Here is a 26,804-nt window from a genome sequence, read left to right on the forward strand (position 1 = left end):
GTGTTCGTGTTCAGCCGGGGGACATAGGTAACGGGTGTCGGGAGACATAGGTAACGCATTTAGGCTTACGGAGTTCATCGAATCGGGAGATCGAGTGATGCCGTGGCCGGAGCGCAGCACTATGTCGATAAGGCGTGAATTTGTTCTGTTGGCGGGGCAACCCGAAAGTAATGTACGGGAGCTTTGTCGGCGCTATGGCGTCAGTCCCAGGACTGGCTACAAATGGCTGGATCGGTACCGTGAACATGGCGATGCCGGTTTGCAGGACCGGTCCCGGCGTCCCTTGAGCAGTCCGGGGCGCAGTGATCCGGAGGTGGAGCAAGCGGTGGTGCAATTGCATCATCGCTATCCCTACTGGGGCGCTCGCAAGCTGCGAAGCTTATTGCGCAACGCGAATATTGATCCGCCCCATCACAGCACGATCGATGCGATCCTCAAGCGCCACGACTGTCGTGTCCTCTATCACAGCGAACAGGTCCAGCCGCCGGCTAATCACCGTTTCGAGCACCCGAACCCGAACGATCTCTGGCAGATCGACTTCAAGGGGCACGTTCCCCTCAACGGTCACCGGTCGTCTCGGTGCCATCCCTTGACCCTGCTGGACGATCACTCTCGCTTTTCGCTCTGCCTGCAGGCTTGCGAGGGCGAGCGGCTGGAGCTGGTTAAACCGCATCTGATCGACGTGTTTCGCCAGTACGGTTTGCCACTGCGCATAACTGCCGACAACGGGCCGCCTTGGGGCTCAAACATCGCTGGTGGGCTATCCACACTGGAGGTTTGGCTGATGCGTTTGGGCGTCGAGGTCAGCCATAGCCGGCCTTATCACCCGCAGACCCAGGGCAAACTGGAGCGCTTCCACCAGACACTCAAGCGTGAAGTGCTGCATCGCGCGTTCAGCGACTTGCAGCACTGTCAGCGGGTGATGAACCGGTGGCGAGACGAGTACAACCACTACCGCCCGCACGAGGCTCTGGACCAACGGCCGCCCATAGAACGCTACCGGCCCAGCCCACGGAGCTACCCGGAGCAACTGCCAACAATCGAGTACGAACCGGGAGACCACGTGGTGAAAGTACGTCGCACCGGGCAGGTATATTTCAAAGGGCTCAACGTCTTCGTCAGCGGAGGTTTATACGGGGAGCAGGTCGCCATCCGCCCTACCGCCGAAGATGGCGTCTACGATGTGGTTTTCATCCGTAAAACGCTACGTCAGATAGACCTGAGGCAACGGGCAACATGATCATCAACCTGTTACCCATGTCCCCCGACAGGTGTTTACCATGTCCCCCGGCTGAACACCGAACACAAGCCGACAACACAGGCGCTGCGGCCGTTCAAGCCCGTTCGGCAGCGGCAGGGCGCTTTCGGCCCATCTGCTTGCTGGCCATGCTCATCAGGCGCTGAAAGGTGGGGCAGCTCAGGTGGTTGTCGGCCGGGCAGAGCGCCGCATGGCGCAGCCCGTCGCGAATGGCGGACAGGCGGCGAATGGTGTGATCCAACTGCTCTGCCTTGCGTTCCAGTTGCTCACGGTCGATGGCAGGACCGCCCTCGGCAGCCAGCATCTCGGCGATAGCGTCCAGTGAGAAACCGGCCGTGCGCCCGAGTGCGATCAACGACAGGCGCTGCAGCACCGACTCGGCGAAGACCCGCTTCAGGCCATTGCGCCCGATGGAGTGGATCAGCCCTTTTTCTTCGTAGTAACGCAAGGTCGAGGCCGGCAGACCTGACCAGCGCGCGACTTTTCCGATATCCAGCTCTTTCATGCTTGACCTCAAGTCGACTTTAACTGGCAGCCTTGTTTTGAAGGCTTTTCAGATAGATTAGATGGAGGTGCGTATGGCAGTCGAGATCATCATGTTGGGTATTGGCGCAACGCTGTTGATGGACCTGTGGGCGCTGGCGCGCAAGCGCTGGTTCGGTGTGGCGGCGCTGGATTACGCCTGGGTCGGGCGTTGGCTGGGGCACATGGGGCATGGGCAGTTTCGCCATGCGGCGATTGGCAAGGCGCCCACAGTGCCCGGTGAGCGTGCGCTGGGCTGGATCTTTCATTACCTGACCGGGCTGTTATTTGCCGCGTTGTTCCTGGCCTGGGTTGGCGAAGCCTGGCTGCTGCGCCCCACGCTTGCGCCGGCGCTGGCCTTTGCTGCGCTCAGCATGGCAGCGCCCCTGCTGCTGATGCAGCCGGCGTTCGGCATGGGCGTGGCCGCTTCACGCACGCCGCAGCCCTGGCGGGTGCGTGTGCGTGCGTTACTGACCCATCTGGTATTCGGCCTGGGCCTGTACCTGATGGGGCTGTTGGCTCAATGGCTGTAACCCGGCTTCTGGCGAATGGTCTTGAGCAGGTCGTCCGGGCTGATGTGGCCGACTACCTGAGTGGCGGCGCTGCCCGGTTGCGGCAGGTCGAGGATGTGGCCCTTCATCTTGCCGATCACGTGCATCTCGCACGGCTTGCAGTCGAACTTCAGGGTCAGCACTTCATCCCCATGTACGAGCTGCATCGGCGCCACCTTGGTGCGTACGCCGGTTACGCCCTTGGCCTGCTTCGGGCACAGGTTGAAGGAGAAGCGCAGGCAGTGCTTGGTGATCATCACCGGCACTTCGCCGGTTTCCTCGTGCGCCTCGTAGGCCGCGTCGATCAGCTGCACGCCATGGCGATGGTAGAAGTCGCGCGCCTTCTGGTTGTAGACGTTGTAGAGGAATGACAGGTGCGACTCCGGGTACACCGGCGCCGGGTCGGTCTCGGCCTTGCGGCTGCCGCGTGGGTGAGCGGCGACGCGCGCTTCGGTCAGCGCTTCGATGGCCTCGCGGCGCAACGCCTTGAGCTGCGAGTTGGGCACGAAGAACGCCTGCGGCGCGTCGATGGTGACGCCCTGGGCGTGGTAGATGGTGGTGCCGAGCTGGGTGAGCAGGTCGCGCAGGCCGTCGAGCGCCTGTTCGGGTTTGTTGGCGACACCGAACGGGCCGGGCAGGGCGACTTCGACGCTGATGCCTTCTTCGCTGATGGCGGTGAGCGTGAGGGCATCTTCATGCAGCTCGGCCTTCCAGCTGACGCCGATACGGCGTTCGGCGCTGGTGCGCTGCAGCGCCTGCTGCCAGTTGTGGTCGAGGTTGCGGCTCAGTGGATGATTCGGACGCAAGCGGAACAGCCCTTCGGGCATTTCGTTGGGCTCGACGCGGTAGCGGTAGCGCTTCTCGCCGTCTTCCTCGAACTCTGCCTTCAGTTCGGCGATATTGGCGCGGAACCCCACCACCTCGCGCTTGACCAGCACGTTGAGGCCGTCGCCATTGGACAGCGGCTCGTGAGTGACGGCGATCAGGTCGCGCTTGCCCACTTTCTCGACAAAGCCCACAGACAGCCCGGTGAATGTGGGCGAGTCGAAGGCGCCGATGTCCACCTTGCGCTCGGTGACGAAGTAATCGGTGCTGCCGCGATGGAAGGTCTTGTCCGGGTCGGGCACGAAGAAGTGCGCGGTACGGCCGCTGGAGGCGCGGGCCAGGTCCGGGCGGTCTTCGAGGATGGCGTCGAGCTCGCGGCGGTAGTGGGCGGTGATGTTCTTCACGTAGGCCACGTCCTTGTAGCGGCCCTCGATCTTGAACGAACGCACGCCGGCCTCGACCAGGGCGCGCAGGTTGGCGCTCTGGTTGTTGTCCTTCATCGACAGCAGGTGTTTCTCGTAGGCGATCACGCCGCCTTTTTCATCCTTGAGGGTGTAGGGCAGGCGGCAGGCCTGCGAGCAGTCGCCACGGTTGGCGCTGCGCCCGGTTTGCGCGTGGGAGATGTTGCACTGGCCGGAGAAGGCCACGCACAGCGCGCCGTGAATGAAGAACTCGATGGCCGCGTCGGTGGCATCGGCAATCTGGCGGATTTCCTGCAGGTTCAGCTCGCGCGCCAGCACCAGTTGGGAGAAGCCGGCCTGGTCGAGAAATTTGGCCCGCTCCAGCGTGCGGATATCGGTCTGGGTGCTGGCATGCAGCTCGATGGGCGGAATATCCAGCTCCATCACCCCCATGTCCTGCACGATCAACGCATCCACGCCCGCGTCGTAGAGCTGGTGGATCAGCGCGCGCGCCGGCTCTAGCTCATCGTCATGCAGGATGGTGTTGATCGTGGTGAACACCCGCGCGTGATAGTGGCGGGCGAACTCCACCAGCCTGGCGATATCGCTCACTTCGTTGCAGGCATTGTGCCGCGCGCCGAAGCTCGGGCCGCCGATATAGATGGCGTCGGCGCCATGCAGAATGGCTTCGCGGGCGATCTCGACATCACGCGCGGGGCTGAGCAGTTCCAGGTGGTTCTTGGGCAAGGACATGGTGTTTTCTTTTATCAGGCTGGCACACGGGCAAGGCGCGCATTGTACCGGGCTGTTGGCCTGTGGGCACTCGTCAGATGCCGGACGGCTGGCAATACGCACCGATGGCGGTACAGTAGCGGCCTTTTTCAGGCGGAGGCGTGGCGATGGACAACAGAGGGTTGGAGAAGCTCGATCAGTGGCTGCTCAAGTACGGCAATGATGACTCGATCCTGTCCGCCAGCGAGCTGGACGGTTATTTCGCCGCCATCGTCTCCGGGCCGCGTCAGGTCGCGCCTGCCGTCTGGTATTCGGCGATATGGGCCGACCAGCCGCCGCAATGGCCGAGTGACAAGGATGGCGAACGCTTCATGAAGCTGGCCGTCGAGTTGATGAGCGAGGCGGCCTACATGCTCAGCGAGGAGCCGGATGACTACGAGGCAATCTTCCTCGCCGACGATAACGGCAAGGGCGAGAAGCTGATCGTTTCCGAGTGGTGCGCAGGCTACCTGCGCGGCGCTGTGGTTGCCGGTTGGCTGGAGGAGGCACTACCCGACTCGGTACAGGCCGCGCTGGCGCTGATCACCCTGCATGGCGATGAAAGTGGCAGCGAGACGCTCAAGGCCATGTCCGACGCCGAATACGAGGCCAGCACGGCGATGCTCGAACCGGCCGCTGTCGAGCTTTACGAGTACTGGCAGCAGAACCTGCAGCCGGTGCTACCGGTGCGCCGTGATGACGCCAAGGTCGGGCGCAACGATCCGTGCAGCTGCGGCAGCGGCAAGAAGTACAAGCAGTGCTGCATGCGCTGACCGGTTGTCGTCACCCTGCCTGGCGAGCGAGCCCCGATGTCGTGCTCAACCGCAGTGTGGGGCCTCGGTCATGGGCAGCAGTTCGGACCGCGCGCCGAAAACCTGCATCACGTCACTCACCGACATCCACCAGTCGTCATGCCACTTGAGTACGCGCATGCGTTTGTCTGCGGTATTGAGCTGTCGATAGCTGGGCGGGCTGGAGCTTCTTAACAGGTTCGGCAGCAAGACCTGGCAGAACCAGCTGCGCAGACGCTCGGCGCGTGAGCTGGTGCTGCTCAGGCTCAGGCGTAGCAGGTTTTCCAGGTCGATCGTGGCTTGAGGCGCTTGCTCGTTGCCGAAGAGGATGCCCTCCGGCCGGCAATGCAGCAGCAGGGCGGTTTCTTCATCCGCCAACTCCAGGGCCTGACAAACGGCCTGTGCGGCGAACCAGAAGCGGCCGTCGGCGGCGCGCCGTACGGTGAAGCGGATATCTTCGAAGATGAGGTGGATCGAACTGGTCATGACGCCCTCCCTGGTGCATGAAACAACGGCTTGTCGAATGCAATGAAACCATGATTTTCATTTAATATACAACTGACTGTTCAATCAAGCATGGAAGCGGAACTTAACGTCCGCGTCCATGACCGAGAAAACCGAATTCGCCCAGCGCCTGCGTGGCGCCATGATCGCGGCTGGATATCCAGATCGCCCTGCTGTGCTCGAGCGCGAGTTCAATTCGCGTTACTGGGGCCGTTCCGTGACCTTCCAGGCGGTCTCCCGCTGGTTGCGTGGCGAGGCAATACCGTCGCAGGACAAATTGCAGGTCCTTGCCGAGTGGCTGCGTATCGAACCGCAGGTACTGCGCTTTGGCGAACAGGCCGGCGCTGCCGTGCGCGAGCAGCGTGGCCGTTGGGAAGATCCCAAGTTCTATCAGGAACGTGAGGTCATCGAGGCCTTTCTCGCTCTGCCAGCAGCACAGCGCAAGGTGGCACGCGAAGTGGTGATGGCCCTGGCTGTTGCAGCCAAGGCTGACTCCGGCAAGAAGCCTGGCTGAGGCCCTGCCTGAAGTCAGTCGTGGTCGTGGTCGTGGTCGTCAATTACCTGCCGGCAATGCGTACTTCGCCTGACGCCGGCGAGTGAGCAGACGCCATGTTCACCCCAGCAGTTCGGCAAACGCCCTGTCCGCTTCCAGCACCGCCGGCAAGGCTTCGAACAGCATGGTCAGGTCGACTTCCTCGAATAAAGGGCCTTCCAGATTCTGCTTCGCCTGTTCGCTGACGCCGTCCAGCTCGATGGTTTGCGCGACGATCACCGACTGTGCGACCAGGCGCGCGTAGCGGCCGTCACCGGGCGCCTGAGTCGGCCGTGCCTGATAGGCAATGGCGTGCTGGATAAGCGCAGGCAGCTGCCAGCGGCGCGCCAGTTCAGCGCCCACTTCCGGGTAGCCGAAGCCCAGTTGCAAGGTTTCCTCGGCGGCATGAGCGGCGGCTTCACGTTTCGGATGACGGTTCATGCGCCGGGCGAAATCCGGCGCGCCGGTCTGGATCAGCAGTTCGCCAATGTTGTGCATCATGCCGCAGGTGAAGGCTGCGTCGGTGTCCAGCTTCAGCTGCTTGGCCAGGCTGCGGGCGATACTGGCGACGCGAAAGCTACGAATCCAGAAACCCTTGAGGTCGAAGCCGGTATCGACCTGAAACGCCCCTGTCATCGCCGAGGCCAGCACCAGCGTGCGCAGGGTGTTGAAACCCAGGCGCATGGCGGCGTCCTCGACGCTCACGGCTTCACGAACTCCACGAAAACGCGGCGAATTGGCCAGACGCAGGACCTTGGCGGCGATGACCGGGTCACGCTCGATGTTGCGCGCCACGCTTTCCAGGCTGGAGGAAGGGTTGTCGAACTGTTGGATCAGATCCTGCGCAACCTTGGGAATACTGGGCAGGGTGTGCAGTTGGGCGAACAGGCTTTCTATATCCATGGCAACTCCGATAGGGACGAACGCTGCAGTGATGGCTGATGAAAAGTGCCCCTTGAGCATAGCTGTGCCTATCGCTGCAGCCAGTTCCATAACCGCTACCTAGAGCCTTTTTCATGGGTGTTGCCCGATTGAAACACCAGCCCCGAGGGGCTGGCATGTCGGGGAGGGCTTACTGACGCGGTGCAGTGCTGGTTTCGGCCGCTGCAGACCACAGGCGGTAGCGCACTTCGACATCCTTCGGCGCGTAGATCACCAGTGGCAGCTTGCTGTTGTAGCGCACCAGTTGCGGCTCACCGCCAACGCGCACGAAGGCCTGCTTGCGGCTGCCGTCCGGGCAGGCCATCAGCGTGCTCATGGCCGGGCCGACCTGGCCCAGTTCGTAGTAGGTGTAGCCCCAGCCTTCCACGGTTTTTTCCTGCCACTGGCCGCCCAGGCGTTGCGGGTTGCAATCCACTTCCAGGGTCTTGCCGGCGATGATCTCTACCTTGTGTTCGGCTTCGTTGGCTTGCGCCGGTAGTTCGATCACATGGCGGTTATAGCCGTCGGCAGCGGCGGGGTAGGGCTTGAGCGCTTCCGGGGTTGCCGCGCAGGCAACCAGCGGCAGCGCGCAAGCGAGGGAGAGCAGTGGCAGTTTGAGTCGGTTCATGATGATTCCTTGCTGAAAGGCCTTCTGGCCTGTCCGTGGTTGGGAAATCGCCTGATCGGCGGAGCAGCACTGACCTTGGTGAATAGGCCAATTTCCCGTGCTTTTCAAGAAGTTTCAGGGCGCCTCGGCTGAGGGTTTCAGCTCGGCGGGCAAGGCTTGCTGAAGGTAATCCATGAACAGGCGCACCTTGGGCGTCAGCTCGTAGCGGTCGCGTACGCACAGGTAATAGTCCAGCGCAGCGCTGGTAGCCCGGCTGTCCGTTGGCGTGGCCGAGGAGAACAGTTCGACCAGTTCACCTCGAGCCAGATAGGGGGCGGCGACAAAGGACGCCAGTCGGGTGATGCCGCCGCCTGCCACGGCGCACTGCGCCAGGACATCGATATCGTTGCTGCTCATACCCACTTTGACCTGGGCATCGAAATGCACGCCCTCGCGGACGAAGCCCCAGCGCAACAGGCGTCCGTCGGTGGCGAAGCGAAACAGCAGGCAGTCGTGGTCGCGCAACTGTTCGGGTTCGCTGGGGTGTCCGGCGCGTTGCAGATAGGCCGGTGCGGCGCAGAAGCGTGTCTGCGCGGTGGCAATGCGCCTGGCCACCAGGCCCTCCTGCAACTGCTGTGCGATGTGGATGCTGATATCCACGCCTTCCTGGACGTGATCGACAGTGGCGTCGGTGGTCAGCAATTCGCAGCGGATACGCGGATGTTGCGCCATGAAACCGGGGAGCAGCGGAGCCAGTACGTGACGACCGAACGCTGCGCTGGCAGCAATGCGTAACTGCCCGCGTGGCTCGTCCTGCAGGTCGGCGATGGCTGCGCGAGCGAGTTCCAGCTCCTGAAGCACAGCTTGCACGCGCTCGAAATACAACGAGCCAGCGTCGGTGAGTGCCAGCCTTCGGGTGGTACGGGTGAGCAGGCGCAGGCCGAGGCCCTGTTCCAGACGAGCGATATTCTGGCTCGCTGCGGCAGCGCTGATACCCAGCAGACGTGCGCCGGCGGCAATGCTGCCGCTCTCCACGGCCTTCACGAAACTTTCCAGGCCGCGCAGGGTATCTGTGCCTTTGCTTTCCAATGTCTCATTCATTCGTAAGTTGATCTTGATACTCAACTTACCTTTCGCCCTCTACCGCCGCAATCATCTTCATCGCTAGAGTGCCCGACACTTTCATCGAACAGGGAACCTGAGCATGTCCGATCTCGACCTCGCTGCAACCACCAGGCGCAACTGGAAACTGCCAGCCCGCGCCATGCCCGTGGCCTTCGCCTTCTTCATGTCGGGCATCATGGCCATGCTCATGTCGCTGGTCATTACTGCTGCAAACCGGGGCATCGGCGAGGGTTATCTGCAGGTGGTATTGGGCGCCTACAGCCTGGCGATGCCGGTGGCGTTTGTCTGTGTGATGCTGGTGCGGCCGATCGTGATCAAGCTGGTGAGCCTCACGGTACGGGCGTCCTGAGTAGTGCTACGCCGCCATCCAGGGGGGAGGGCTTCAGGATTGGCGCGGGCGACAAGGCAAGGGCAATCGGTGGGCGCCTTGCTGGGCGCACACGGATACGAGGTGCTGTGATCAGGCGAATACGAAGTACTTGCGCACCGTTTCCACCACTTCCCAGGTGCCTTTCATGCCGGGCTCCACGACGAAGATGTCGCCGGCCTTGAGGTGGATGGGGTCCATGCCGTCCGGGGAGATGATGCAGTAGCCTTCCTGGAAGTGGCAGTACTCCCACTTCACGTACTCCACGCGCCATTTGCCGGGCGTGCAGATCCAGGTGCCCATGATCTTGCTGCCGTCTTCGGAGGTGTAAGCGTTGAGGTTGACGGTGTGCGGGTCACCTTCGATGCGCTCCCACTTGCAGGCATCGACGACGGGCATCGGCTGGGTATCGCGCAGAACGGTGATCGGTTTGTTGGCCATGGGGCGCTCCGGTGAGTGATCAAAGGGGCGTTCACCATAGAGCGGGGGCGGGGCGGTCGATTGCCTGGGGTCGACACGGGGCTGCTCATTCGCGCAGTGCGCGGGGCTTTCTATCGCTGAAAAAACCAAGGCCGGCTTATCAGGCCGGCCTTGTGGGGCTGCGTTTGGCATCGAGTCATACGACGTTCTCGATCAGGTCATCAGGAAGGTATCAGGCGGTGCGGCTTTTGATCAGACGATCCGAGCCACCTTCGGCAACGCGGTTTTCGATCAGACGGTCCGAGCCACCTTCGGCAACGCGGTTCTCGATCAGGCGATCCGAGCCACCTTCGGCAACGCGGTTCTCGATCAGACGGTCCGAGCCACCTTCGGCAACGCGGTTCTCGATCAGACGGTCGGAGCCACCTTCGGCAACGCGGTTCTCGATCAGACGATCCGAGCCGCCTTCGGCAACGCGGTTCTCGATCAGACGGTCCGAGCCACCTTCGGCAACGCGGTTCTCGATCAGACGATCCGAGCCACCTTCGGCAACGCGGTTCTCGATCAGACGGTCCGAGCCACCTTCGGCAACACGGTTCTCGATCAGACGGTCGGAGCCACCTTCGGCAACGCGGTTCTCGATCAGACGGTCGGAACCGCCTTCGGCAACGCGGTTCTCAATCAGACGGTCCGAGCCGCCTTCGGCAACGCGGCTTTCGATCAGACGGTCGGAGCCACCTTCGGCGACGCGGCTTTCGATCAGGCGATCAGAGCCGCCTTCGGCGACTACAGGTTGGGCGGAAGAAGCGGCGAATACGTTGGCTGCCAGTACGGAGAGGGCGAAGCCGAGGATCAGTTGGCGTTTCATGGTGTGGTGCTCCAGCGGTGTTGTGGTTGGGTATGGAGCAGATGTTACGCACTGGATTTTTTCAGAGAACTTCATTGGCATGATGGTGAACATCGATGCGACTGATGCTTGCTGTAAGGACCGAGATAGAAGGGTCCAAGCGCATTTTTGGGCGCTGTTCGGCCCCTAGGCAGGCCACGGCCGTATAGGCCGTGGCACATGGGCTACCTGATGAAGGTGGCGCCGCGTGTGTTGACGAACAGGGAATAGATGCCATGGCTGCTGGCCATGAACAGGCGATTACCTTTCTCGCCACCAAAGCACAGGTTGGCGCAGCGTTCCGGCAGTGAGATATGACCGATGGCCTTGCCCTGTGGGTTGAACACGCGCACGCCATCAAGCTTTTCCGGATCGCTCTCGGCCGAGCCATTGCTGCCCCAGCCGCACCACAGGTTGCCGAACTCGTCGCATTTGATGCCATCCAGCGCACCGGTGTCGGTGGCTTCGATGTGTTTGCGGCGTTGGCCGAGGCTGCCGTCGTCGTTCACCTGATAAGCCCACACCAGGCGGTGCGGCTTGGCGCGGCCCTCGACGATGTACAGGGTCTTCTCGTCGGGCGAGAAGCACAGGCCGTTGGGGCCGGCCAGATCCTCGATCACACGGGTGACCTGCTGCGTTTCGCCGTCGATGCGATAGACCCCATGGGGCAGCTCCGGCTCGATCTTGTAGCCCTCGTAGAAGTTGCCGGTCTGGAAGGGCGGGTCGGTGAACCAGACCGAGCCGTCGCGCTTGACCACCAGGTCGTTCGGCGAGTTGAAGCGTTTGCCCTCGAACGCCTCGGCCAGCACGGTAATGCTGCCGTCGTGTTCGGTGCGGGTGATGCGCCGGCCAACTTCCTGAGTGGTCGAGCCCTCGCAAGCGATCAGCCGGCCCTGGCGGTCGCGCACCAGGCCATTGGAATAGTTCGATGGCTGGCGGTAGACGGCCAGCGATTGGCTGATCTCGTCCCAGCGCATGATGCGGTTGTTGGGGATGTCGCTGACCAGCAGGTAGCGACCGTCACCGAACCACACAGGACCTTCGGCCCAGCGGATGCCATCGGCGAGCTTTTCCACGCTGGCGTTGAACAGGCGCAATTGCATAAAGCTGTCATCCAGCGCCTTGACCGCGCCGGATGGGTAGCGCAGGTCCAGAGGCTGCGTGGCGTTGGCCAGTTGCGGCAGCAGAGAGGCAGCGCTGGCGGCGGCAGCGGAATAGATCAGCGACTGCTTGAGAAAGTGGCGGCGCGAGCCGTCGGGGCGTTGTTCGTCATTCATCGTGAGGTTCCTTGTTGTTCTTGTTGATCGCGGATGCGACTTCATGAACTTATATGATGTATGACAACTGTGAAAGTGCTTCAATTCTTTCATTAGCGCCTAACACTCAGAAATCACCTGTCTGCATGATTCTGTCTGGCTCGTGCATTAAGTGGTGGCGTCGCTGACTCGGCTTTGTCATATGATGACTGGCGAAAGGTGCCTCCTTTCCCGAATGAGCGTGGCTGTTTCAAGGCGTGCCACGTCAAGTCAATGCTCGGCGGCATCGGTCATGAGCTATGATGCGCGCCCTTCGTCCTCGCGCCTCTGTCATCATGTCCGGCAATGCCCTCTATACCGACCTGTCGGGTTATTACGATCTGATGTGCGCGGACATCGACTACGCCGCCCAGAGCCACTGTGTACAACGCCTGCACCAGCTGTTCGGTAATGGCGGCAAGCGTCACCTCGATCTGGCCTGTGGCACCGGCCCGCATGTGCGTCACTTTCTCGATGCTGGCTATGTCAGCAGCGGCCTGGACATCAACCAGCCGATGCTCGACCGCGCCGCCCAGCGCTGCCCCGAGGCACGCTTTGCCCGGCAGGACATGTGCGGTTTTCAGGTCGACGAGCCGCTGGACCTGATCACCTGCTTTCTCTACTCCATCCACTACAGCGCCAGCATCGAGCGGCTCAAGGCCTGTATCGCCAGCGCGCACGGCGCCCTGGCGGCTGGCGGAGTGTTCTGTTTCAACGCCGTGGACAAGCAGTGCATCGACAACGCTTCGTTCGTTTCCCACAGCGCGCGGCATGCCGAAGGGCAGTTCCGCTTCAGCTCCGGCTGGTACTACCGCGGGGAAGGCGATGCGCAGGCGCTGCGCCTGCGTATCGAACGCAGCGTCGCCGGGCAGACCGAGGTCTGGCACGACGAACACCCGATGGTGGCGGTGAACTTCGCCGAGCTGCAGAGCCTGCTGGCGCCGCATTTCGAGGTGCAGGTGCTGGAGCACGACTATCAGCGCCTGGCGCCGTGGGATGGCAGCTCCGGCAACGCGCTCTTTGCCTGCACCAAGCGCTGACGCGAGGCCGCGTCATCCTCTGCCTGGCCATTGCCTCACGCCGGCTCCTCGACGCGCTCGGCTTGCAATGAACGCTGCAGCTCGGCCACCAGCGCATCGACCTTGGCCAAGGCCTGTTTGACGGATTCGGCAAGCAGTTCACCGCCGACTTCCTGGCCCTCGATGGCAATCTGGTGCACGCGGGTGATGCCGATGAAGCCGAGCGCGGTGATCAGGTTCGGCTCCAGATGGTTCATGTGCGCCATCTCGCCACCCAGGTCGAAACCGACGCCGCCGCGCGCCGTGAGGATTACCGCATGGCGCGGCCGGTCGGCCAGCCTGGGTACATAGGGATCAAGCGGGTTGCTCTCATCCACGTCCACGGTGCGTCCGGGGCGTACCACCTGGTCGATCCACGCCTTGAGCGCGGCGGGCATGCCGAAGTTGTACAGCGGCGTGCCGATCACCAGCACGTCGGCGGCGATCAGTTCATCCACCAGGCGATCGCTTTCGGCCAGGGTGTCGTGCATCCAGGCTTCGCGTTTCGGCTCGGGCGTGAAGGATGAGGCGATCCAGTCATGGCTGATGATCGAGGGCGGATTCTGGCCGATGTCGCGGTAGGTGACGACATCCTGCGGGTGGCGCGCCTGCCACTGGCTGATGAAACGATGGCTGAGATTGCGGCTGTGCGAACCGTGCTGATCCTTGCCGGCGAGGCCGGGGCGGGCGCTGGCGTCGAGATGCAGAATATGGGTCATGATGAGTCTCCTGCTTGAATTTGAATTCATCTGTGATTAGCAGCAGACTCAGGCTAGGGTCGCACCAGTCGGGCGACAAACGATCAATATTTTTCGCAATGGATGAGGAAAACTCAAGCATGAGCCGGCGCCGACTCCCTCCGCTTTCCGCCTTGCGCGCCTTCGAGGCGGCCGCACGCCACGAAAGCGCCAAGCAGGCCGCGCAAGAACTTTCCGTGACCGCCACAGCGATCAGTCACCAGATTCGCGCACTGGAAGAATCCCTTGGTGTCGCGCTGTTCGTGCGCAAGCCGCGTCAGCTGGAACTGACCATGGCCGGGCGCGAGCTGCAGCAGGTGCTGGAGAGCGCCTTCGACAGCATCGGTGCCACGGTCGAACGCCTCAGCGCGACGCCCAGCCGACAGGCCATCACCCTCAGCACCACGCCGGCCGTGGCCGTGCGCTGGCTGTTGTCCTGGGTATGCATGCTGCGCGACTCCCATCCCACTATCGACCTGCGTATCCACGCCTCGCACGAGCCAGTGGCGCTCGATGGCGTCACGGCAGATATCGCCATTCGCTACGGCGACGGCCGCTGGCCTGGCCTGGTGGCCGAAAAACTCTTCGACAACACCTTCGTCCCCGCCTGCAGCCCGTTGCTGGGGCTGCAAGATGCTGCTGAGCTGCCCAGGCATACGCTGATTCACTTTCGTAACCAGGCGGCGATTTCCTCGCCGATGGACTGGGCCGTCTGGCAGAAACAGGCTCAGGTGCCGGGGCTGGATGTCAGTGCCGGGTTGGTATTCTCCGATGAAACCCACGCCGTCTCGGCGGCCGTCGGCGCCCAAGGCGTGGCGCTGATGAGCAGGCAACTGATCGAGGATGAGCTGAAAGAGGGACGACTGGTGCAGCCCTTCGGCCCAGAACTGGAAGGCAAGCCGTTCTTTCTGGTGTACCCGGAGAACCGCAGGCACGATCCGACCATTCTCGCGGTGCGGGAGTGGATCATGGCGGTGCCGGGTGGGTTGTGTTCGATCTAGAGGCAGCGGCCGGCATTTGCCTGGCAAATACCGAACCCGCTAGGTGCCAGGTCGGGACTCATATAGTTTTGTCATCACCGCCCATCGCAGGGCTGGCGCCTCCTCCAGCATCAACGCCCCGACGTTGAGTTGAACCTGTGTCGGGTCGTTGCCGGCGTAAGCGACTGCCTCGTCGATGGCGAGCTTCCAGTCATCCTCGGCAAAACCAGCGCCGACCAGGATGGCGCTTCCGCTCGCTGCGCGCTGGTCGGCCGCGAGAAGGCGTGACATGTACCAGAAATCATCGGACGCGCTGAGAAACAGCTTGCCGCGGTTGTTGTTGGCGAACGGTACTTTCAGCTCGATGTAGTGGTAGCCATTGCCTGCGGCATCGCGCACCCACAAGTCGCACTGCTTGGTTGCGCGATCCATCTGCCCGCGCCGCTGATCCAGCCAGACCTTGTACTCGACGCCTACATCCATCTGCGGCTGCAGCCCGAAGCGTTCGGTCAGCCAGAGGTATAGCTCGATCTTGAGCCAGCCCTCGAAGCCATTGCGCAGTCTGGATAGCTGCGGCAGGGCGGGTGCGCGATGCGCTTGCAGGTCGTTCAGAAACGCCTGGAAGGTATCGGCGACATGGATAATGCCGGGCATCGGAACTCCTGAGCGCTCAATAATAAACATCCTCTGCGGCATGCTTTCTCTGTCGCATCAAGGCAAAGAACGACAGGCCCAGTAGCAGGAGGATCGCCGTCGAACAGCCCATGAAGACCTTGGCGTCTGCATCGCTGGCGTCGTAGGCGGCTTGCGTCATCTTGATCGACGGTGCCCACATGGAGTGGATCAAGGGGATCGTGTCGCCTATGGCATATGCAGCAGGGTTGTGTTGTTTGTTCTGCGTGTAGGTATCCGTGAACGCTGTGCCGTCGACGTCATAGCGGTAGGTGATTATGTTCAGGTCGTGGTTGGGCGTGTTGTGTATCTCGGTGATGCGGGCTTGCGCCGGCTGATTGCCGAGCAGCATGAACAGCGCGGTCGCGCCGTGGTTGCTCATGAGCGCGAGAATGGCGAGGGGCACGATCGCGATCAACGACAGGGTGGAGAGCGTGGTGAGGAAGTCTCTTTTTTCTTCCCGTGGGTAATACATGCGATGGCATCCGTTATTCAAAGGTGAAGTCCAACGGGTGTTGAACCGCGATTTTCAATCAGCGGCCCGTGGGCTGAAGGTAATAGGCATCCCACAGCTTGTTGCGGAATTTGTCGGTCGGGTCGACGCGCTTTTTCAGCGCGAAGAATTCCTCGGCGCGGGGATAGGCGGCGAGGAATTGCTCCCGGCTAGCGTGGATTTGATACGGCAGGTAGTAGCTGCCCTGGTGGGCGATGGCGAGGTCGATCAGCTGTCGTGTCCAGTCGCCGACGGCGGCGCGCTCGCTGGGCGATACGCCCTGGCGGTAGTAGATCACCAGTGCGAAGGTGTCTTCGCGGGCCCAGGCCAGCAGCGTACCCGGGTCGGCCTTGGCATGGCGGATGGAGATATTGGCGACCTTGACCTTGTGCGCTTTGAGCACGTCTCTCATGCCCGTGACGAAGGGCTCCAGCTGGGCTTCGGGAACGAAATACTCCTGCAGCACATAGCTGTAGTCGGGGCCGGAAATGGGCTGTAGCTCGCGCACGTCCAGGCTGGCTTCATGGTTGCGCCACTGCACGTGCGGTCTTTTGAGCAGCAGCGGATCGACGATGTTTTCACGCACCTTCGCGCCGCCATCGCTGCTGGCCACTGTCAGCGCGGCGCGCATGGCTTTGTAGTCGCGGTCCAACGGTACCAGGCGTTCCGTTACGGTCAACGGGGCATCCGTACGCAGGTAGGATACGGCGCGAACGCTGTCGTAGTCGTCCGTATAGAGAATGCCGTTGTGCATCACCATGTCCGGGTTATCGACGACCTGGCTGGCGAAGAACTGCGCATAGTCGCCGAGCGGCATGAGCTGCGTCTGACGCACCAACTTGCTGTTCTCCACCAACGGCAGGGTGGCCTCGACGATGACGCCGAGCCCGCCATAACCACCTATGGCGCCATGGAACAGCTCGCTGTTGTGCGTCGGGCTGGCATCCACCACCTGACCGTCGGCCAGTACCAGGCGTAGCGAACGAACGCCGAGTACCAACGGCCCTTGGCCGACGTACCGGCCATGGGCGTTGACGCTCAGTGCGCCGCCGACGGTGAAGTTGGCGTAGGACTGCATGATCTGCGGCGACAGGCCGTGCGGGTCGATGTACTCCAGTATTTCGCGCCAGGTGATGCCGGCTTGCACGCGGATTTCCCGGTGCTGCGCGGAAAACTCCAGCACCTTGTTGAACTGGCGCATGTCCAGTTGCAGAGCCTGCTCGGTGGCGGTCTGCCCGCCCATGCTGTAGCGCCCGCCACCAATGGCGATGGGGCCGGAATGCCCGCGCACTGCCTCGACGATCTGCTCCAGTTCGGTAGGCGCCAGCACCTGTGCCACCTCGATGGGATTCATGCTGGTGACGTCGTTGACGGTCTCGGTGGCGTGCGCGCAATGGCACAGGAACAGCAGTAGGACGAGGGCGAGGCGCATGGAGCTTCCTTGTTCGCAGCGGAGAACGAATTGCTTGGGCGATAGTGCGTCGTGACGTGTTCAGGTGGCAATCGCCAATGGCTATTCAGGGGCTTCATTTTCAATAGGTCGAAGAAAGTATTAGCGCGTTCTGTCGGTGTTTCTTTTCGATTGAATGGACAAGGATGACCCCACTCCACAGAGAGTGATGACGATGAAACCCATGATCAAACACCCGAGTCTTTGGCTGTGCGTGCTGCTGTTCACTGCCATCGCCGGGTGCGCAAGCCAACCCATCGAACGAGTTAACCCCATGACCCAACCATTGGTATCCCTTGCCGTACTCAAGGCCAAACCCGGTAAACAACAGGCGCTGAAAGAAGGCTTGCTGAGCCTGATAGAACCCACGCGAGCCGAGCCGGGCAATCTCGATTACGTGTTGTTCGAAATGCGGGATGAGCCCGGTACGTTCTACATGCGTGAAGCCTTCAAGGACCAGGCGGCCCTGGATGCGCATTTTGCGACGCCCTATTTTCAGGCATTTGCCGCCACCGCTGATGAACTGCTCAGCGAGCCGTTGCAGCTGATTTTCCTGGAGCAGGTGTCGGACTGAGTGGGACCCGTGGTCGTTGTTTGGTGCATGGGAATGCCCGTTGGCTCGCTGATGGTCGTTCCCGCGCTCTACGTCGCGTGTCGCAACGCTCGATCTCCATTCATGACGTGAGCGGATGTGAAGATGGGAAATAAATACTTCTAGATATCAAATGAAAAGAATTATCATGCGCGCCCGTTAATCAATCGCTACTGTCTGGATGCGTGCTGAGATGTTCTTCCTTTCGCGACTAACCCCCGTTTCGCTGGGCTTTTCCGTTCTACTGACAGCCGGCTTCGCCTGTGCCGACCCGGCTAACCTGCCTGAGACCGTGGTCTATGGTGATGTCGACGAGGAAGCCGATAACCCGCGCGTCAAGGAGGTCAGTACCGCCACCCGCACGGCCACGCCGGTGCGTTACGTGCCTCAGGCCATCGACGCACTGAAGACGAGCAATGTGCTGAACTATGGCACCAATGATCTGGGCAAGGCGCTCAGCGGCCTGCCCAACGTCAGCAGTGGCGCGGATACGCGCTTCGACAGCCTGCGCATCCGTGGCTTCGATGCCAGCAACGACTTCTATCTGGACGGCGTGCGTGACGACAGCCAGTACGTGCGCGACCTGCACAACATCGAGCGCATCGAAGTGCTCAAGGGGCCGGCAGCCGTGCTCTACGGCCGTGGCAGCCAGGGCGGCATCGTCAACCGCATCAGCAAGGCGCCCGAGGCCGGGCGCCGCTCCACGCTCGAGGCACAAGGCGGCAGCGAAGACCTGCGCAGCCTGTATGCCGACCTCAGCGCCGACCCCACCGACACCATCAGCCTGCGCCTGAACATGGGCAATGAGGACAGCAACAGTTTCCGTGACGGCGTCTCCAGCCATCGCCAACTGTTCGCGCCGTCCATGAGCTGGCAACTGACACCTGAGCTGAACTGGCTGGTGCAATACGAATACAGCCGCTTCGACCGCACCCCGGATCGCGGCATTCCCGGCGTTGGCGGGCGCCCGGCGGACGTCAAGCGCGGCACCACCTATGGCGATGACCGCGATTTCATCGACGACACCACGCAATCGCTGCGCTCCAGGCTCAGCTATGAGCTGAACGACAACTGGCAGCTACGGCAGACCACCAGCCTGTTCAAACTCGACAGCGATTTCGACAACACCTACCTGACCGGCTTCAACGCCAGCACTCAGCGCGTGACTCGGCAACGCTGGCAGCAGGATCTGCGCACCCGCAACCTGTTCAACAACCTCGAGGCCGAGGGCCGGGTCGACACCTTCGGCCTAGAACACCGCCTGCTCATTGGCGCTGAACTGGGCAGCCAGCGGCGCGACCCGAAGCTCTACACCGCGCTTGCAGCTAACAGGGGTGGCCAGGCGGTGCCCACACTCGATCTCTACAACCCGGATCGCAGCCAGAGCCACCGTGGCGCCATGGTGATTTCCAGCAACAACCACAGCGAAGTCGAAAGCCGTGGCCTCTACGTGCAGGATCAACTGCGCCTGAATGATCAATGGCAACTGCTGGCCGGCCTGCGTTACGACGAGTTCGAGGTGGCCACCACCAACAAGCTGCGCAACCTCAAGGAAGAGCGCGACAACCACGGCCTCAGCCCCCGCGCCGGTATCGTCTGGACGCCGCTGCAGCATCACTCCTTCTATGCCTCCTGGAGCAAGACCTTCTCCCCGGTCGGCGGTGGCCTGATCGGCATCACCCCGGGCGCCTCGGGCAATGGCAACGAACTCGAGCCCGAACAGACCCGGCAGAAGGAAGTCGGCATCAAGAGCGACTGGCTGGACGAGCGCCTGAGCACCACCCTGGCCGTGTACGAGCTGGAACTGTACAACCGCCGCACCAGCGACCCGAACGACCCGACCCTGACCATCCTTACCGGCCTGCAGCGCTCGCGGGGTATCGAACTGACCGCTACCGGCCGATTGGTCGGCAACTGGTATGTGCGCGGCGGCATCGGCCTGCAAGACGCCAGCATCGTCAAGGACAACAACGGCCTGGAAGGCAACCGTGTCAGCAACGTCGCCAAGCGCAATGGCAGCCTGTTCATCACCTGGAAGCCCGAGCTGGGCTGGTACGCCGAAACCGGCGTGACCCTGGTGGGCGAGCGCTTTGCCGACAACCAGAACACCACCGTACTGCCTGGCTATGGCGCGTGGGACGCCCTGGCCGGCTACCGCCACAAGGACTGGGACGTACGCGCGGCGCTGAACAACATCACCGACCGCACCTACTACAGCTCCGCCACCAGCGCCGGGCAGATCCAGCTGGGCGAGCCGCGTAACCTGGTGGTCAGCGCCAGCTACTCGTTCTGACCGGGCCAGAGCCTCTGTCGTAATGCTTTATCAGCGTTGGCGGGCGTTCAACGTCCGCCAACTGCGCGTGTGCATGCGTGGTGTCGGCTGACCGCCACAGGTAATTGCAATCGGCGTTTCGTGAAACCCCACGGCTAGCGTGGGGCATCGCCTCAATGCAGCGCGCGTGAAGGCAGGCGCTCGTCGACCAACTGCTGAGCCTGCAGGGCGAGCGTGTCGAGGTGCGCGTCACGCTGTTTTTCCGCCTGTTGCATGGCGCGCTGGCCGTGCTGCTTGAGCAGGTAGGCGTGAATCTGCCTGACCTCCGTGGAGGCAAACACCGGCGCCAGGTCCGCGACCGCCACCATGCCGCTGGAGCGATAGTCGCGGCTGCTCATCACCACCAACGCACCTTGAGCAGCGAGCACCTGCAAGCCCAGGGCCTCGAACAGCGGCACCTTGCCTGCCACGCAGGCCAGCTCCAAGTGCGGACGGTGCTCCAGCACGCGTTGCAGCAGCGCCCGGCCGATGCCTTGGGCGCGCTGCTCGCTGTGCACCGCCAGATAGGCGAGGGTGCAGGCGGCAGCATCGTCCGGGCTTGGTAGGTACAGGGCAAACCCCAGCACATGTGCCGGGTCTTCATCGTCCAGCGCCAGTAGCAACTGCACGGGGCCTTCGGCCTCGCCGTTCATGGTCTGCAGGTGCAGATGCAGCTCATAGCCGATCACGTACTGGTACAGCTGATACAGCGGATTGCTCGGTAGCAGCGGTACCGCGCTGACATCGGCGAAGTAGTCCACCACCATCTGCTGCACCTGGCTTTTCAGGGACTCGGGCGGCGGGCTGCTGAGGTGGGAAAGGGTGAACATCGGTATGTGCGGTCCGCTGGAGAATACGTGGGCCGTGGATTGTAACCCGCGGGCGGCCTTGCTCGGGCGCCATGATCGCTCCCGCGCTCGGCGTTGCCCTGCGTCGCGGATGCCGTTGTTCGACCTCGATCCATCTGTTCCCTCTGGCCGTTGAGCGTCTCGGGTAACATGGCGGCGCAGCGAACTCGGACCCAGAAGAACCTTATGCCATCGCCAAAACGAAAATACTCAAGCATCGAGCGCGAACTGATCCGCACCCTGACCCTTGCCTGTGAAACGGCAAAAAGCGAAATCGTCGGCTTCCAGTGGCTGACCCATGACGTGGACTACGAGCGGTTTCCGCAGAGCCTGCGCGTGATCTGGATGTTCGACAGCGAAGCGAGCAGGGCGCGGGCACTCGCCAGCCCGGACAAGGCGCGAATGTTGGAACTGACCCAGGCCGCTTTCGATGAGGTGGGCATCAGCGTTTCCAGCATCGCTGAGCACGTGGCGTTTTCGGTCGAGCAGCCGGCGAGGGGCACCCGTGGCCAAGGACATTGAAAACCCCTGCGTGTCGCTGTGCCAGCTCAACAGCGAGCTGTGCGTCAGTTGCGGCCGCACGCGCGAGGAAATCCGCAAATGGCGGGGCATGAAGCGCCCCGAGAAGATGGCCACCGTGCAGAAGGCCGCGGCGCGGATGAAGGCGATTGCCAAGAAGAAAGGCAAAGGCCAGTAGGGTGGATGACGCTTTTTTCATCCACCATCAGCGGTTGTCCGGTCTACTCGTTACGGAGTGAACCCGCCGCTGATGCGTAGTTCTTCATACCGGTTCCGCTCTTACAGCGGCTCACTTTTGGCAGACGCCCGGATGGCCGGCCCCGCCAAAAGTAAGCAAAAGGTCTCTGCCCCTGCCATCCGGCCCGACTTCGTCGGGTTCCCTCGTTCCATCATTGTTCCAGGGGCCCGACCGGATGCGGCCCACCGACGAAGAGCCGTCCCTGGCCCATCGCGGCTCTCGCGGCATCCCTGCCGCTCAACCCCTTACACAACGATTCCACTCGGCCTCCTGACGGGGCGTTTGGGGTCGTCTGCGAGATTGGCGTACCAGAATCCAAAGGAGCCCAAGCATTGCGGCAAAGCCGCAATGCTTGGGCTCTGCTTTTTTCTTTTTTTGTTTTTTCTGCGCGGACAGCTCAGACGACACGGTTTCCGAATCCCGTCAGGAGGCCGAGTGGAGGTGCTGTGGAGAGGGGCGTTTGGCATGGATGCCAAACGAGGAACGATGGGCCAGGGATGGCCCACCGTGACGACCCTCGGAACAGCGCTGGAGCGAGGGGAGTTGAGCGCAGCGAAACCCGGATGCCGGGCGCGCTTTCTCTTTGGTTACTTTCTCTTTCGCGCGAGCAAAGAGAAAGTAACTCGCCGTAAGGGCGAAACCAGTAGTAGAGGGCGACAGAGAAAATAAATCTGTCCCCAATATCTTCACTTACACAACGATTCCACTCGGCCTCCTGACGGGGCGTTTGGCGTCGCCTGTGAGATTGGTGCTAGGACCACAATGATCGTACCCACGCTCTGCGTGGGCACGCCTTCCGAGGACGCTCCGCGTCCGGTTCTTGATCTGCGGCAGAGATTTGTTGACGTGTTGGAACTGGGATTGATCGACGCAGAGCGTCGAGGGCTGCATTCCCACGCGGAGCGTGGGAACGATCATCATTTACCTGCACCGCCAGACCAAGCGACTCGGTTTCCGAATCCCGTCAGGAGGCCGAGTGGAGGTGCTGTGGAGAGGGGCGTTTGGCATGGATGCCAAACGAGGAGTGATGGGCCAGGGATGGCCCTTCGCGACGACCCTCGGAACAGCGCCGGAGCGAGGGGAGTTTCGCGCAGCGAAACCCGGATGCCGGGCGCGCTTTCTCTTTGGTTACTTTCTGCGCGAGTAAAGAGAAGCGGAGCGCAGCGGAGTAACAGCCGCAGGCTGGCCCGACGGACGAGCGAAGCGAATCAAGTGACTCGCCGTAAGGGCGAAACAGTAGAAGAGGTCGAAAAATAAACCTGTCCCTTTTTCTGCACTTTTTCTGCAGTATGTGGTTGTACTGCTTGACAGGTGGTCGGGTTGGATCTAGCATTCAATTCAAGCAGTACTGGGTCGTACTGCTATCTTTGGGCTAGATAGGAGGTGCTATGAGTAAGGTGCGGGGGGCCTATTGGATTGTATTGCCATGGGTATGGATGGTTCCGGATGTGAGTTTCTACTACGAGAAAACTGTTTCCCAAGGGGGGCAGGACTTAAAGGCGAGAGTTGAGATAAATTCTCCTCGCAGTAACTTTAAGATAATAGATAGGGTTCAAGAACTATGAACGTACACCTCTCGGAAATTGCGGAGATTAAGGCTGGTCATACGTTTCGAGGAAAAGCAGAAGACCCTGATCGGACCGAGGGAGTTAGGCTTATTCAGATTAAGGATATAAAGGAGAGAGGGGTAGATATACATCTATTAAATTTTGCTGCTATAGGAGAATCGAGGGTCTCTAATGTCCTAGAGGAGGGGGACGTCTTATTTCCTCTTAGAGGTGCTAGGGTTGAGGCGATGGTTTTTCCTTCCTGTGGAGGAGAGGAAGTTATTACAACGAATCAGGTTGCTATTATTAAGGTGAGCAAAGGGGTTGCTAGGGCGGAGTATGTGAGTTGGTACTTAAATTCTGAGGCTGGAGAAAGAAATGTCTCTGGATTAAAAGTTGGTAGTGTTGTTTCTAATATAGGTTTGAAAGATCTGGCAGGGCTTGTTTTGCCAGTGCCGAAATTAAGTGTTCAAGATGAGATATTGGCTTTGCACAGTAATTGGTTGGCTAGAAAAGTCGTGCTGTCGAAAATGCTTGTGGTTGGTGAGCAGTTATCTGAGAGATCTTGTTTTAAGTTGTTGGGGTAAGTGTCATGAGTGAAGAGTATTCGGTTCGCTTGAGTTTAATAGTTAATAGGTTTCGCTCTAATCTTGCTCTTGATGTATTTGAGTACAGGGATTTTTCTCTTGCTATCTATTTTTTTAGTTTCATTTCTGTTAGGGGGTGGGTGACGAGTAGTGCAGGTGATGAAAAACTGTCTGGCTTTGAAAGATATGTTAATGGTGCAGAGAGGCAGGGGTATTCAGAACTTTTAGCTTATGCGTCTGTTGTAGATGAACTTCTTGGTAATGAATTCTTTTTATCTGATGTTGTGTCTAGTTTTTTTCGGAAATCATTTGAGGCTCATGCTGCTGAGAGAATAAGAGACTTTAGTCGGGAAATGTTGGACTTTGTTTCGCAGGATGAGATTTTTGTATCAGCTGGTGATTATTTTGAATTGTTAATCAAGATCCTTTCTGAAGGGCTTGGTAAGAGGGCGGGTGAAGACTATACACGTCGATCTCTAGTTGAGTTGATGGTTGATATTGTTCAGCCTAAAGGTGGGGAGGCGGTATATGATCCTGTCTGTGGGTCAGGCGGTTTTTTAGTTGCGGCCAGTAGATATGCTTTGGCTCATGGCAGTAAGGGCCAGATATCTCTAAAGGGGAGGGAAATAAATTTCTCATCTTCTAGGCTGGCAAGAATGAACTGCTATTTACATGGGTGCTCTGATTTTAGTATCAAAACAGAAAGCTCTTTCCAGTTCGTAGATTTGGGCTCGTTTGATGTGGTTTTGGCAAATCCGCCGTTTTCCATGCCTTTTCCCGAGTCGGCAGTATCAGTTGGCCCCCAGGTTTTTGAGTTTGGTGAGCCTCCGAGGTCTAATGCTGATTATGCATTCTTGCAAGTTATTGTTAAGTCCCTCAAGAGTACGGGGCGTGCTGCTGTTGTTGTTCCTCAGGGTGTGTTGTTTAGAGGTGGCGTTGAGGGTGAGATAAGGCGTTCGATGGTTTTAGCTGGGTTGATTGATGCTGTTATTTCTCTACCGCCGAGCATGCTTATAGGTACTAGTATTCCGGTTTCTATTATGGTGCTAAGAGGGGCCTCCGCGCGGAAAGAGGGAGTTTTGTTTGTTGATGCTGCTGCTGCCTATGAAGTAATGAGAGAGACTGAGGTAGGGGTGCAAAGCGTTGAGGCTGCTGTTCTGGATATTTATAGAGGGCTGAGGGTTATTGAGGGTGCCTCTAATTTTGTAAGTATTTCTGTTCTTGAGGAGAATGAATTTAATTTAAGCTTATCTAGATATATTTCCCCGGTGGGTGGGGATATAGCGTCGTTTGAGGATTTGCTAAATGAGCAACTTGCTTTGGAGGGCGAGCTAGATAGTCTACAGGATGAGTTTTACCGAATTTTGAATAATTCGATTGAACAAAAAGCCCCGCACTAGGCGGGGCTCTTAGTTTCTCTCGCTACCCCAAACATCCATTTCAGGTAAAGCGCTCTTAATCTCTTTAGTGAATCGCCGGAATCAATCCCAGCTCAACGCCCCACCCGTCTGATACTCGATCACTCGCGTCTCGAAGAAGTTCTTCTCCTTCTTCAGGTCCATGATCTCGCTCATCCACGGGAAGGGGTTGGTGGTGCCTGGGTACTCTTCCTTCAGGCCGATCTGGGTCAGGCGGCGGTTGGCGATGAATTTGAGGTAGTCCTCCATCATCGCGGCGTTCATGCCCAGTACGCCGCGCGGCATGGTGTCACGCGCGTATTCGATCTCCAGCTGGGTGCCCTGCAGGATCATCTGGGTCGCTTCGTCCTTCATCTGGGCGTCCCACAGGTGCGGGTTCTCGATCTTGATCTGGTTGATCACGTCGATGCCGAAGTTCAGGTGCATGGACTCGTCACGCAGGATGTACTGGAACTGCTCGGCGGTGCCGGTCATCTTGTTGCGGCGGCCCATGGAGAGGATCTGGGTGAAGCCGCAGTAGAAGAAGATGCCTTCCAGTACGCAGTAGTAGGCAATCAGGTTGCGCAGGAACTGGCGGTCGGTTTCGGGGGTGCCGGTCTCGAACTTGGGATCGGAGATCGAGCGGGTGTACTTGAGGCCCCAGGAGGCTTTTTTCGCGACGCTCGGGATCTCGTGGTACATGTTGAAGATCTCGCCTTCATCCATGCCCAGCGATTCGATGCAGTACTGGTAGGCGTGGGTGTGGATCGCTTCCTCGAAGGCCTGGCGCAGGATGTACTGGCGGCACTCGGGGTTGGTGATCAGGCGGTACACGGCCAGTACCAGGTTGTTGGCCACCAGGCTGTCGGCGGTGGAGAAGAAGCCGAGGTTGCGCATGACGATGCGGCGCTCGTCTTCGGTGAGGCCGTCAGCGCTCTTCCACAGGGCGATGTCGGCGTTCATGTTCACTTCCTGCGGCATCCAGTGGTTGGCGCAACCATCCAGATACTTCTGCCAGGCCCAGTCGTACTTGAAGGGTACGAGCTGGTTGAGGTCGGCGCGGGCGTTGATCATCTGCTTGTCGCCGACCTGTACGCGCGCGGAGGCGCCTTCGAGGTCGTCCAGGCCTTCCTGGATGTCGAGGTCGTTCAGGGCTTTCTTGGCGCGGGCCACGGCCTCGGAGTCGTTGGCGTCGACGGCGCGGGCCTGCTCGACCGAGCCGGCAGCTTCGCTGTCGAGCTTGTCGAAGTTGGTGCCGGCGCTCTGTGCGTTGGCGTTGCTTGCGGCGGCTGCTTCAGCGCCGTCTTCCTTGTCGAATTCATCCCAGCTCAGCATGGCTTGGCTCCTGCGTGAGGGCCGGTGAATAAACCGGCCTGTATGGATATACAGATAATTTGAATTATGTTCCGTTGCGTAATGCGCGCAAGGGTGAAACGGGTACCACTGGTCAGCAGGCGGTGGGTTGCTGGCTGACCGTTGCCCCTCGACCCGGAGGAGGAGGGACGGGAATTTGGTGGGGAGGGGTGGCGGTTTGGCCTGGGCTTTGGGTCGCGGCTAAAGCCCCTCCCACATGTACAAGCCGAACCGCCTTGCCCTCTC

The 26,804-nt window shown here is 60.4% G+C and carries 26 protein-coding genes and 2 pseudogenes; 13 read left to right on the plus strand and 15 right to left on the minus strand.

Going from position 1 to position 26,804, the window contains the following annotated elements:
• Positions 1 to 97: 97 nt before the first annotated feature.
• Positions 98 to 1,295: pseudogene (locus tag INS93_RS23160) on the plus strand (IS481 family transposase).
• Between the two features lie 39 nt (positions 1,296 to 1,334).
• Here the strand turns inward: INS93_RS23160 and INS93_RS23165 are convergent.
• Positions 1,335 to 1,763 carry a helix-turn-helix domain-containing protein gene (locus INS93_RS23165; protein WP_192985691.1) on the minus strand — a complete coding sequence of 143 codons (429 nt, stop codon included), beginning with the start codon at positions 1,761 to 1,763 and terminating at the stop codon, positions 1,335 to 1,337.
• Positions 1,764 to 1,836: 73 nt separating this feature from the next.
• On the opposite strand from INS93_RS23165, the gene INS93_RS23170 reads away from it, so the two are divergent.
• Complete coding sequence (locus INS93_RS23170) at positions 1,837 to 2,313, plus strand: DUF2938 family protein (RefSeq protein ID WP_226945704.1); 477 nt, start codon at positions 1,837 to 1,839, stop codon at positions 2,311 to 2,313.
• Here INS93_RS23170 and INS93_RS23175 read toward each other — a convergent pair.
• A complete protein-coding gene (locus INS93_RS23175; protein WP_192985693.1) occupies positions 2,301 to 4,310 on the minus strand; it encodes a peptidase U32 family protein in 2,010 nt (669 codons plus the stop codon). The two genes, INS93_RS23170 and INS93_RS23175, sit on opposite strands and share 13 nt — an antisense overlap.
• A gap of 146 nt (positions 4,311 to 4,456) precedes the next feature.
• Here INS93_RS23175 and INS93_RS23180 point away from each other — a divergent pair, with 146 nt between their 5' ends.
• Positions 4,457 to 5,101 carry a YecA family protein gene (locus INS93_RS23180; protein WP_160017410.1) on the plus strand — a complete coding sequence of 215 codons (645 nt, stop codon included), beginning with the start codon at positions 4,457 to 4,459 and terminating at the stop codon, positions 5,099 to 5,101.
• A gap of 45 nt (positions 5,102 to 5,146) precedes the next feature.
• Here INS93_RS23180 and INS93_RS23185 read toward each other — a convergent pair whose 3' ends face one another.
• Entirely contained in the window at positions 5,147 to 5,605 is a 459-nt protein-coding gene (locus INS93_RS23185; RefSeq protein WP_192985694.1) for a BRO family protein, read from the minus strand.
• A 118-nt stretch (positions 5,606 to 5,723) separates the two neighbouring features.
• On the opposite strand from INS93_RS23185, the gene INS93_RS23190 reads away from it, so the two are divergent.
• Complete coding sequence (locus INS93_RS23190) at positions 5,724 to 6,137, plus strand: transcriptional regulator (RefSeq protein ID WP_160017412.1); 414 nt, start codon at positions 5,724 to 5,726, stop codon at positions 6,135 to 6,137.
• A gap of 99 nt (positions 6,138 to 6,236) precedes the next feature.
• Here the strand turns inward: INS93_RS23190 and INS93_RS23195 are convergent, their stop codons facing one another.
• From INS93_RS23195 to INS93_RS23205, 3 genes are all read right to left on the minus strand, one after another.
• Positions 6,237 to 7,058 carry an HDOD domain-containing protein gene (locus INS93_RS23195; RefSeq protein WP_192985695.1) on the minus strand — a complete coding sequence of 274 codons (822 nt, stop codon included), beginning with the start codon at positions 7,056 to 7,058 and terminating at the stop codon, positions 6,237 to 6,239.
• A gap of 169 nt (positions 7,059 to 7,227) precedes the next feature.
• Positions 7,228 to 7,704 carry a serine protease inhibitor ecotin gene (gene eco, locus INS93_RS23200; protein ID WP_192985696.1) on the minus strand — a complete coding sequence of 159 codons (477 nt, stop codon included), beginning with the start codon at positions 7,702 to 7,704 and terminating at the stop codon, positions 7,228 to 7,230.
• Positions 7,705 to 7,818: 114 nt separating this feature from the next.
• Positions 7,819 to 8,784, minus strand: a complete 966-nt coding sequence (locus INS93_RS23205) for a LysR family transcriptional regulator (protein ID WP_192985697.1) — start codon at positions 8,782 to 8,784, stop codon at positions 7,819 to 7,821.
• A 103-nt stretch (positions 8,785 to 8,887) separates the two neighbouring features.
• On the opposite strand from INS93_RS23205, the gene INS93_RS23210 reads away from it, so the two are divergent.
• Positions 8,888 to 9,157 carry a DUF2798 domain-containing protein gene (locus INS93_RS23210; protein WP_192985698.1) on the plus strand — a complete coding sequence of 90 codons (270 nt, stop codon included), beginning with the start codon at positions 8,888 to 8,890 and terminating at the stop codon, positions 9,155 to 9,157.
• A 111-nt stretch (positions 9,158 to 9,268) separates the two neighbouring features.
• Here INS93_RS23210 and INS93_RS23215 read toward each other — a convergent pair whose 3' ends face one another.
• From INS93_RS23215 to INS93_RS23225, 3 genes and pseudogenes are all read right to left on the minus strand, one after another.
• Positions 9,269 to 9,616 carry a cupin domain-containing protein gene (locus INS93_RS23215; RefSeq protein WP_192985699.1) on the minus strand — a complete coding sequence of 116 codons (348 nt, stop codon included), beginning with the start codon at positions 9,614 to 9,616 and terminating at the stop codon, positions 9,269 to 9,271.
• Positions 9,617 to 10,025: 409 nt separating this feature from the next.
• Positions 10,026 to 10,463 (minus strand): annotated as a pseudogene (locus INS93_RS23220) (phage infection protein); the annotation flags it as partial.
• Between the two features lie 203 nt (positions 10,464 to 10,666).
• On the minus strand, positions 10,667 to 11,758 hold the full coding sequence (locus INS93_RS23225) for an SMP-30/gluconolactonase/LRE family protein (RefSeq protein ID WP_192985701.1): 1,092 nt from the start codon (positions 11,756 to 11,758) through the stop codon (positions 10,667 to 10,669).
• A gap of 314 nt (positions 11,759 to 12,072) precedes the next feature.
• On the opposite strand from INS93_RS23225, the gene INS93_RS23230 reads away from it, so the two are divergent.
• On the plus strand, positions 12,073 to 12,816 hold the full coding sequence (locus INS93_RS23230; protein WP_192985740.1) for a class I SAM-dependent DNA methyltransferase: 744 nt from the start codon (positions 12,073 to 12,075) through the stop codon (positions 12,814 to 12,816).
• 35 nt (positions 12,817 to 12,851) lie between these two features.
• Here INS93_RS23230 and INS93_RS23235 read toward each other — a convergent pair whose 3' ends face one another.
• Entirely contained in the window at positions 12,852 to 13,553 is a 702-nt protein-coding gene (locus INS93_RS23235) for an FMN-dependent NADH-azoreductase (protein ID WP_192985702.1), read from the minus strand.
• 119 nt (positions 13,554 to 13,672) lie between these two features.
• Here INS93_RS23235 and INS93_RS23240 point away from each other — a divergent pair, with 119 nt between their 5' ends.
• A complete protein-coding gene (locus tag INS93_RS23240; RefSeq protein WP_192985703.1) occupies positions 13,673 to 14,572 on the plus strand; it encodes a LysR substrate-binding domain-containing protein in 900 nt (299 codons plus the stop codon).
• 39 nt (positions 14,573 to 14,611) lie between these two features.
• Here INS93_RS23240 and INS93_RS23245 read toward each other — a convergent pair whose 3' ends face one another.
• Genes INS93_RS23245 through INS93_RS23255 form a run of 3 tightly spaced genes read right to left on the minus strand, consistent with a single transcriptional unit; the run spans position 14,612 to position 17,148 of the window.
• The gene (locus tag INS93_RS23245; protein WP_226945705.1) at positions 14,612 to 15,247 is read right to left on the minus strand and encodes a hypothetical protein; all 636 of its coding nucleotides are present in this window, start codon (positions 15,245 to 15,247) and stop codon (positions 14,612 to 14,614) included.
• Positions 15,222 to 15,698 (minus strand): hypothetical protein, encoded by a 477-nt coding sequence (locus INS93_RS23250; RefSeq protein ID WP_192985704.1) that lies wholly within the window; start codon positions 15,696 to 15,698, stop codon positions 15,222 to 15,224. The genes INS93_RS23245 and INS93_RS23250 overlap by 26 nt, the downstream gene beginning before the upstream one ends.
• Before the next feature lie 58 nt (positions 15,699 to 15,756).
• Positions 15,757 to 17,148: an FAD-binding oxidoreductase gene (locus INS93_RS23255; RefSeq protein WP_192985705.1), complete on the minus strand. Its 1,392-nt coding sequence runs from the start codon at positions 17,146 to 17,148 to the stop codon at positions 15,757 to 15,759.
• A gap of 292 nt (positions 17,149 to 17,440) precedes the next feature.
• Between INS93_RS23255 and INS93_RS23260 the strand changes: the two genes are divergently transcribed.
• Both INS93_RS23260 and INS93_RS23265 read left to right on the plus strand, forming a co-directional pair.
• Positions 17,441 to 17,740, plus strand: coding sequence for a putative quinol monooxygenase (locus INS93_RS23260; protein WP_192985706.1), 300 nt, complete (start codon positions 17,441 to 17,443; stop codon positions 17,738 to 17,740).
• 211 nt (positions 17,741 to 17,951) lie between these two features.
• Positions 17,952 to 20,051, plus strand: coding sequence for a TonB-dependent receptor (locus tag INS93_RS23265; protein ID WP_192985707.1), 2,100 nt, complete (start codon positions 17,952 to 17,954; stop codon positions 20,049 to 20,051).
• Between the two features lie 152 nt (positions 20,052 to 20,203).
• On the opposite strand, the gene INS93_RS23270 is transcribed toward INS93_RS23265, so the two are convergent.
• On the minus strand, positions 20,204 to 20,899 hold the full coding sequence (locus tag INS93_RS23270; protein ID WP_192985708.1) for a GNAT family N-acetyltransferase: 696 nt from the start codon (positions 20,897 to 20,899) through the stop codon (positions 20,204 to 20,206).
• Positions 20,900 to 21,103: 204 nt separating this feature from the next.
• On the opposite strand from INS93_RS23270, the gene INS93_RS23275 reads away from it, so the two are divergent.
• The 4 genes from INS93_RS23275 to INS93_RS23290 all read left to right on the plus strand — a co-directional run bounded on the left by INS93_RS23275 (position 21,104) and on the right by INS93_RS23290 (position 25,208).
• Positions 21,104 to 21,439, plus strand: coding sequence for a hypothetical protein (locus INS93_RS23275; protein ID WP_192985709.1), 336 nt, complete (start codon positions 21,104 to 21,106; stop codon positions 21,437 to 21,439).
• Complete coding sequence (locus INS93_RS23280) at positions 21,423 to 21,614, plus strand: DUF1289 domain-containing protein (protein WP_064495220.1); 192 nt, start codon at positions 21,423 to 21,425, stop codon at positions 21,612 to 21,614. Before INS93_RS23275 ends, INS93_RS23280 begins: the two co-directional genes overlap by 17 nt.
• 1,621 nt (positions 21,615 to 23,235) lie before the next feature.
• Positions 23,236 to 23,808 carry a restriction endonuclease subunit M gene (locus INS93_RS23285; protein WP_192985710.1) on the plus strand — a complete coding sequence of 191 codons (573 nt, stop codon included), beginning with the start codon at positions 23,236 to 23,238 and terminating at the stop codon, positions 23,806 to 23,808.
• A gap of 5 nt (positions 23,809 to 23,813) precedes the next feature.
• Positions 23,814 to 25,208 carry an HsdM family class I SAM-dependent methyltransferase gene (locus tag INS93_RS23290; protein ID WP_192985711.1) on the plus strand — a complete coding sequence of 465 codons (1,395 nt, stop codon included), beginning with the start codon at positions 23,814 to 23,816 and terminating at the stop codon, positions 25,206 to 25,208.
• An 81-nt stretch (positions 25,209 to 25,289) separates the two neighbouring features.
• Here INS93_RS23290 and INS93_RS23295 read toward each other — a convergent pair whose 3' ends face one another.
• Positions 25,290 to 26,540, minus strand: coding sequence for a ribonucleotide-diphosphate reductase subunit beta (locus INS93_RS23295; RefSeq protein WP_021490128.1), 1,251 nt, complete (start codon positions 26,538 to 26,540; stop codon positions 25,290 to 25,292).
• Between the last annotated feature and the right edge of the window lie 264 nt (positions 26,541 to 26,804).

Origin of the sequence: Pseudomonas sp. EggHat1, from assembly GCF_014892995.1 — a bacterium.
Taxonomy (GTDB): Bacteria; Pseudomonadota; Gammaproteobacteria; order Pseudomonadales; family Pseudomonadaceae; genus Aquipseudomonas; species Aquipseudomonas chaetocerotis.

Bases quoted from the DNA above. Each gene is read 5' to 3' on its own strand.
- INS93_RS23165 (WP_192985691.1), bottom strand. From the start codon at position 1,763: ATGAAAGAGCTGGATATCGGAAAAGTCGCGCGCTGGTCAGGTCTGCCG.
- INS93_RS23290 (WP_192985711.1), top strand. From the start codon at position 23,814: ATGAGTGAAGAGTATTCGGTTCGCTTGAGTTTAATAGTTAATAGGTTT.
- INS93_RS23205 (WP_192985697.1), bottom strand. From the start codon at position 8,784: ATGAATGAGACATTGGAAAGCAAAGGCACAGATACCCTGCGCGGCCTG.
- INS93_RS23255 (WP_192985705.1), bottom strand. From the start codon at position 17,148: ATGCGCCTCGCCCTCGTCCTACTGCTGTTCCTGTGCCATTGCGCGCAC.
- eco (WP_192985696.1), bottom strand. From the start codon at position 7,704: ATGAACCGACTCAAACTGCCACTGCTCTCCCTCGCTTGCGCGCTGCCG.
- INS93_RS23180 (WP_160017410.1), top strand. From the start codon at position 4,457: ATGGACAACAGAGGGTTGGAGAAGCTCGATCAGTGGCTGCTCAAGTAC.
- INS93_RS23265 (WP_192985707.1), top strand. From the start codon at position 17,952: ATGTTCTTCCTTTCGCGACTAACCCCCGTTTCGCTGGGCTTTTCCGTT.
- INS93_RS23240 (WP_192985703.1), top strand. From the start codon at position 13,673: ATGAGCCGGCGCCGACTCCCTCCGCTTTCCGCCTTGCGCGCCTTCGAG.
- INS93_RS23235 (WP_192985702.1), bottom strand. From the start codon at position 13,553: ATGACCCATATTCTGCATCTCGACGCCAGCGCCCGCCCCGGCCTCGCC.
- INS93_RS23185 (WP_192985694.1), bottom strand. From the start codon at position 5,605: ATGACCAGTTCGATCCACCTCATCTTCGAAGATATCCGCTTCACCGTA.
- INS93_RS23230 (WP_192985740.1), top strand. From the start codon at position 12,073: ATGTCCGGCAATGCCCTCTATACCGACCTGTCGGGTTATTACGATCTG.
- INS93_RS23245 (WP_226945705.1), bottom strand. From the start codon at position 15,247: ATGCCGCAGAGGATGTTTATTATTGAGCGCTCAGGAGTTCCGATGCCC.
- INS93_RS23210 (WP_192985698.1), top strand. From the start codon at position 8,888: ATGTCCGATCTCGACCTCGCTGCAACCACCAGGCGCAACTGGAAACTG.
- INS93_RS23195 (WP_192985695.1), bottom strand. From the start codon at position 7,058: ATGGATATAGAAAGCCTGTTCGCCCAACTGCACACCCTGCCCAGTATT.
- INS93_RS23285 (WP_192985710.1), top strand. From the start codon at position 23,236: ATGAACGTACACCTCTCGGAAATTGCGGAGATTAAGGCTGGTCATACG.
- INS93_RS23225 (WP_192985701.1), bottom strand. From the start codon at position 11,758: ATGAATGACGAACAACGCCCCGACGGCTCGCGCCGCCACTTTCTCAAG.
- INS93_RS23175 (WP_192985693.1), bottom strand. From the start codon at position 4,310: ATGTCCTTGCCCAAGAACCACCTGGAACTGCTCAGCCCCGCGCGTGAT.
- INS93_RS23275 (WP_192985709.1), top strand. From the start codon at position 21,104: ATGCCATCGCCAAAACGAAAATACTCAAGCATCGAGCGCGAACTGATC.
- INS93_RS23170 (WP_226945704.1), top strand. From the start codon at position 1,837: ATGGCAGTCGAGATCATCATGTTGGGTATTGGCGCAACGCTGTTGATG.
- INS93_RS23260 (WP_192985706.1), top strand. From the start codon at position 17,441: ATGACCCAACCATTGGTATCCCTTGCCGTACTCAAGGCCAAACCCGGT.
- INS93_RS23270 (WP_192985708.1), bottom strand. From the start codon at position 20,899: ATGTTCACCCTTTCCCACCTCAGCAGCCCGCCGCCCGAGTCCCTGAAA.
- INS93_RS23295 (WP_021490128.1), bottom strand. From the start codon at position 26,540: ATGCTGAGCTGGGATGAATTCGACAAGGAAGACGGCGCTGAAGCAGCC.
- INS93_RS23215 (WP_192985699.1), bottom strand. From the start codon at position 9,616: ATGGCCAACAAACCGATCACCGTTCTGCGCGATACCCAGCCGATGCCC.
- INS93_RS23250 (WP_192985704.1), bottom strand. From the start codon at position 15,698: ATGTATTACCCACGGGAAGAAAAAAGAGACTTCCTCACCACGCTCTCC.
- INS93_RS23190 (WP_160017412.1), top strand. From the start codon at position 5,724: ATGACCGAGAAAACCGAATTCGCCCAGCGCCTGCGTGGCGCCATGATC.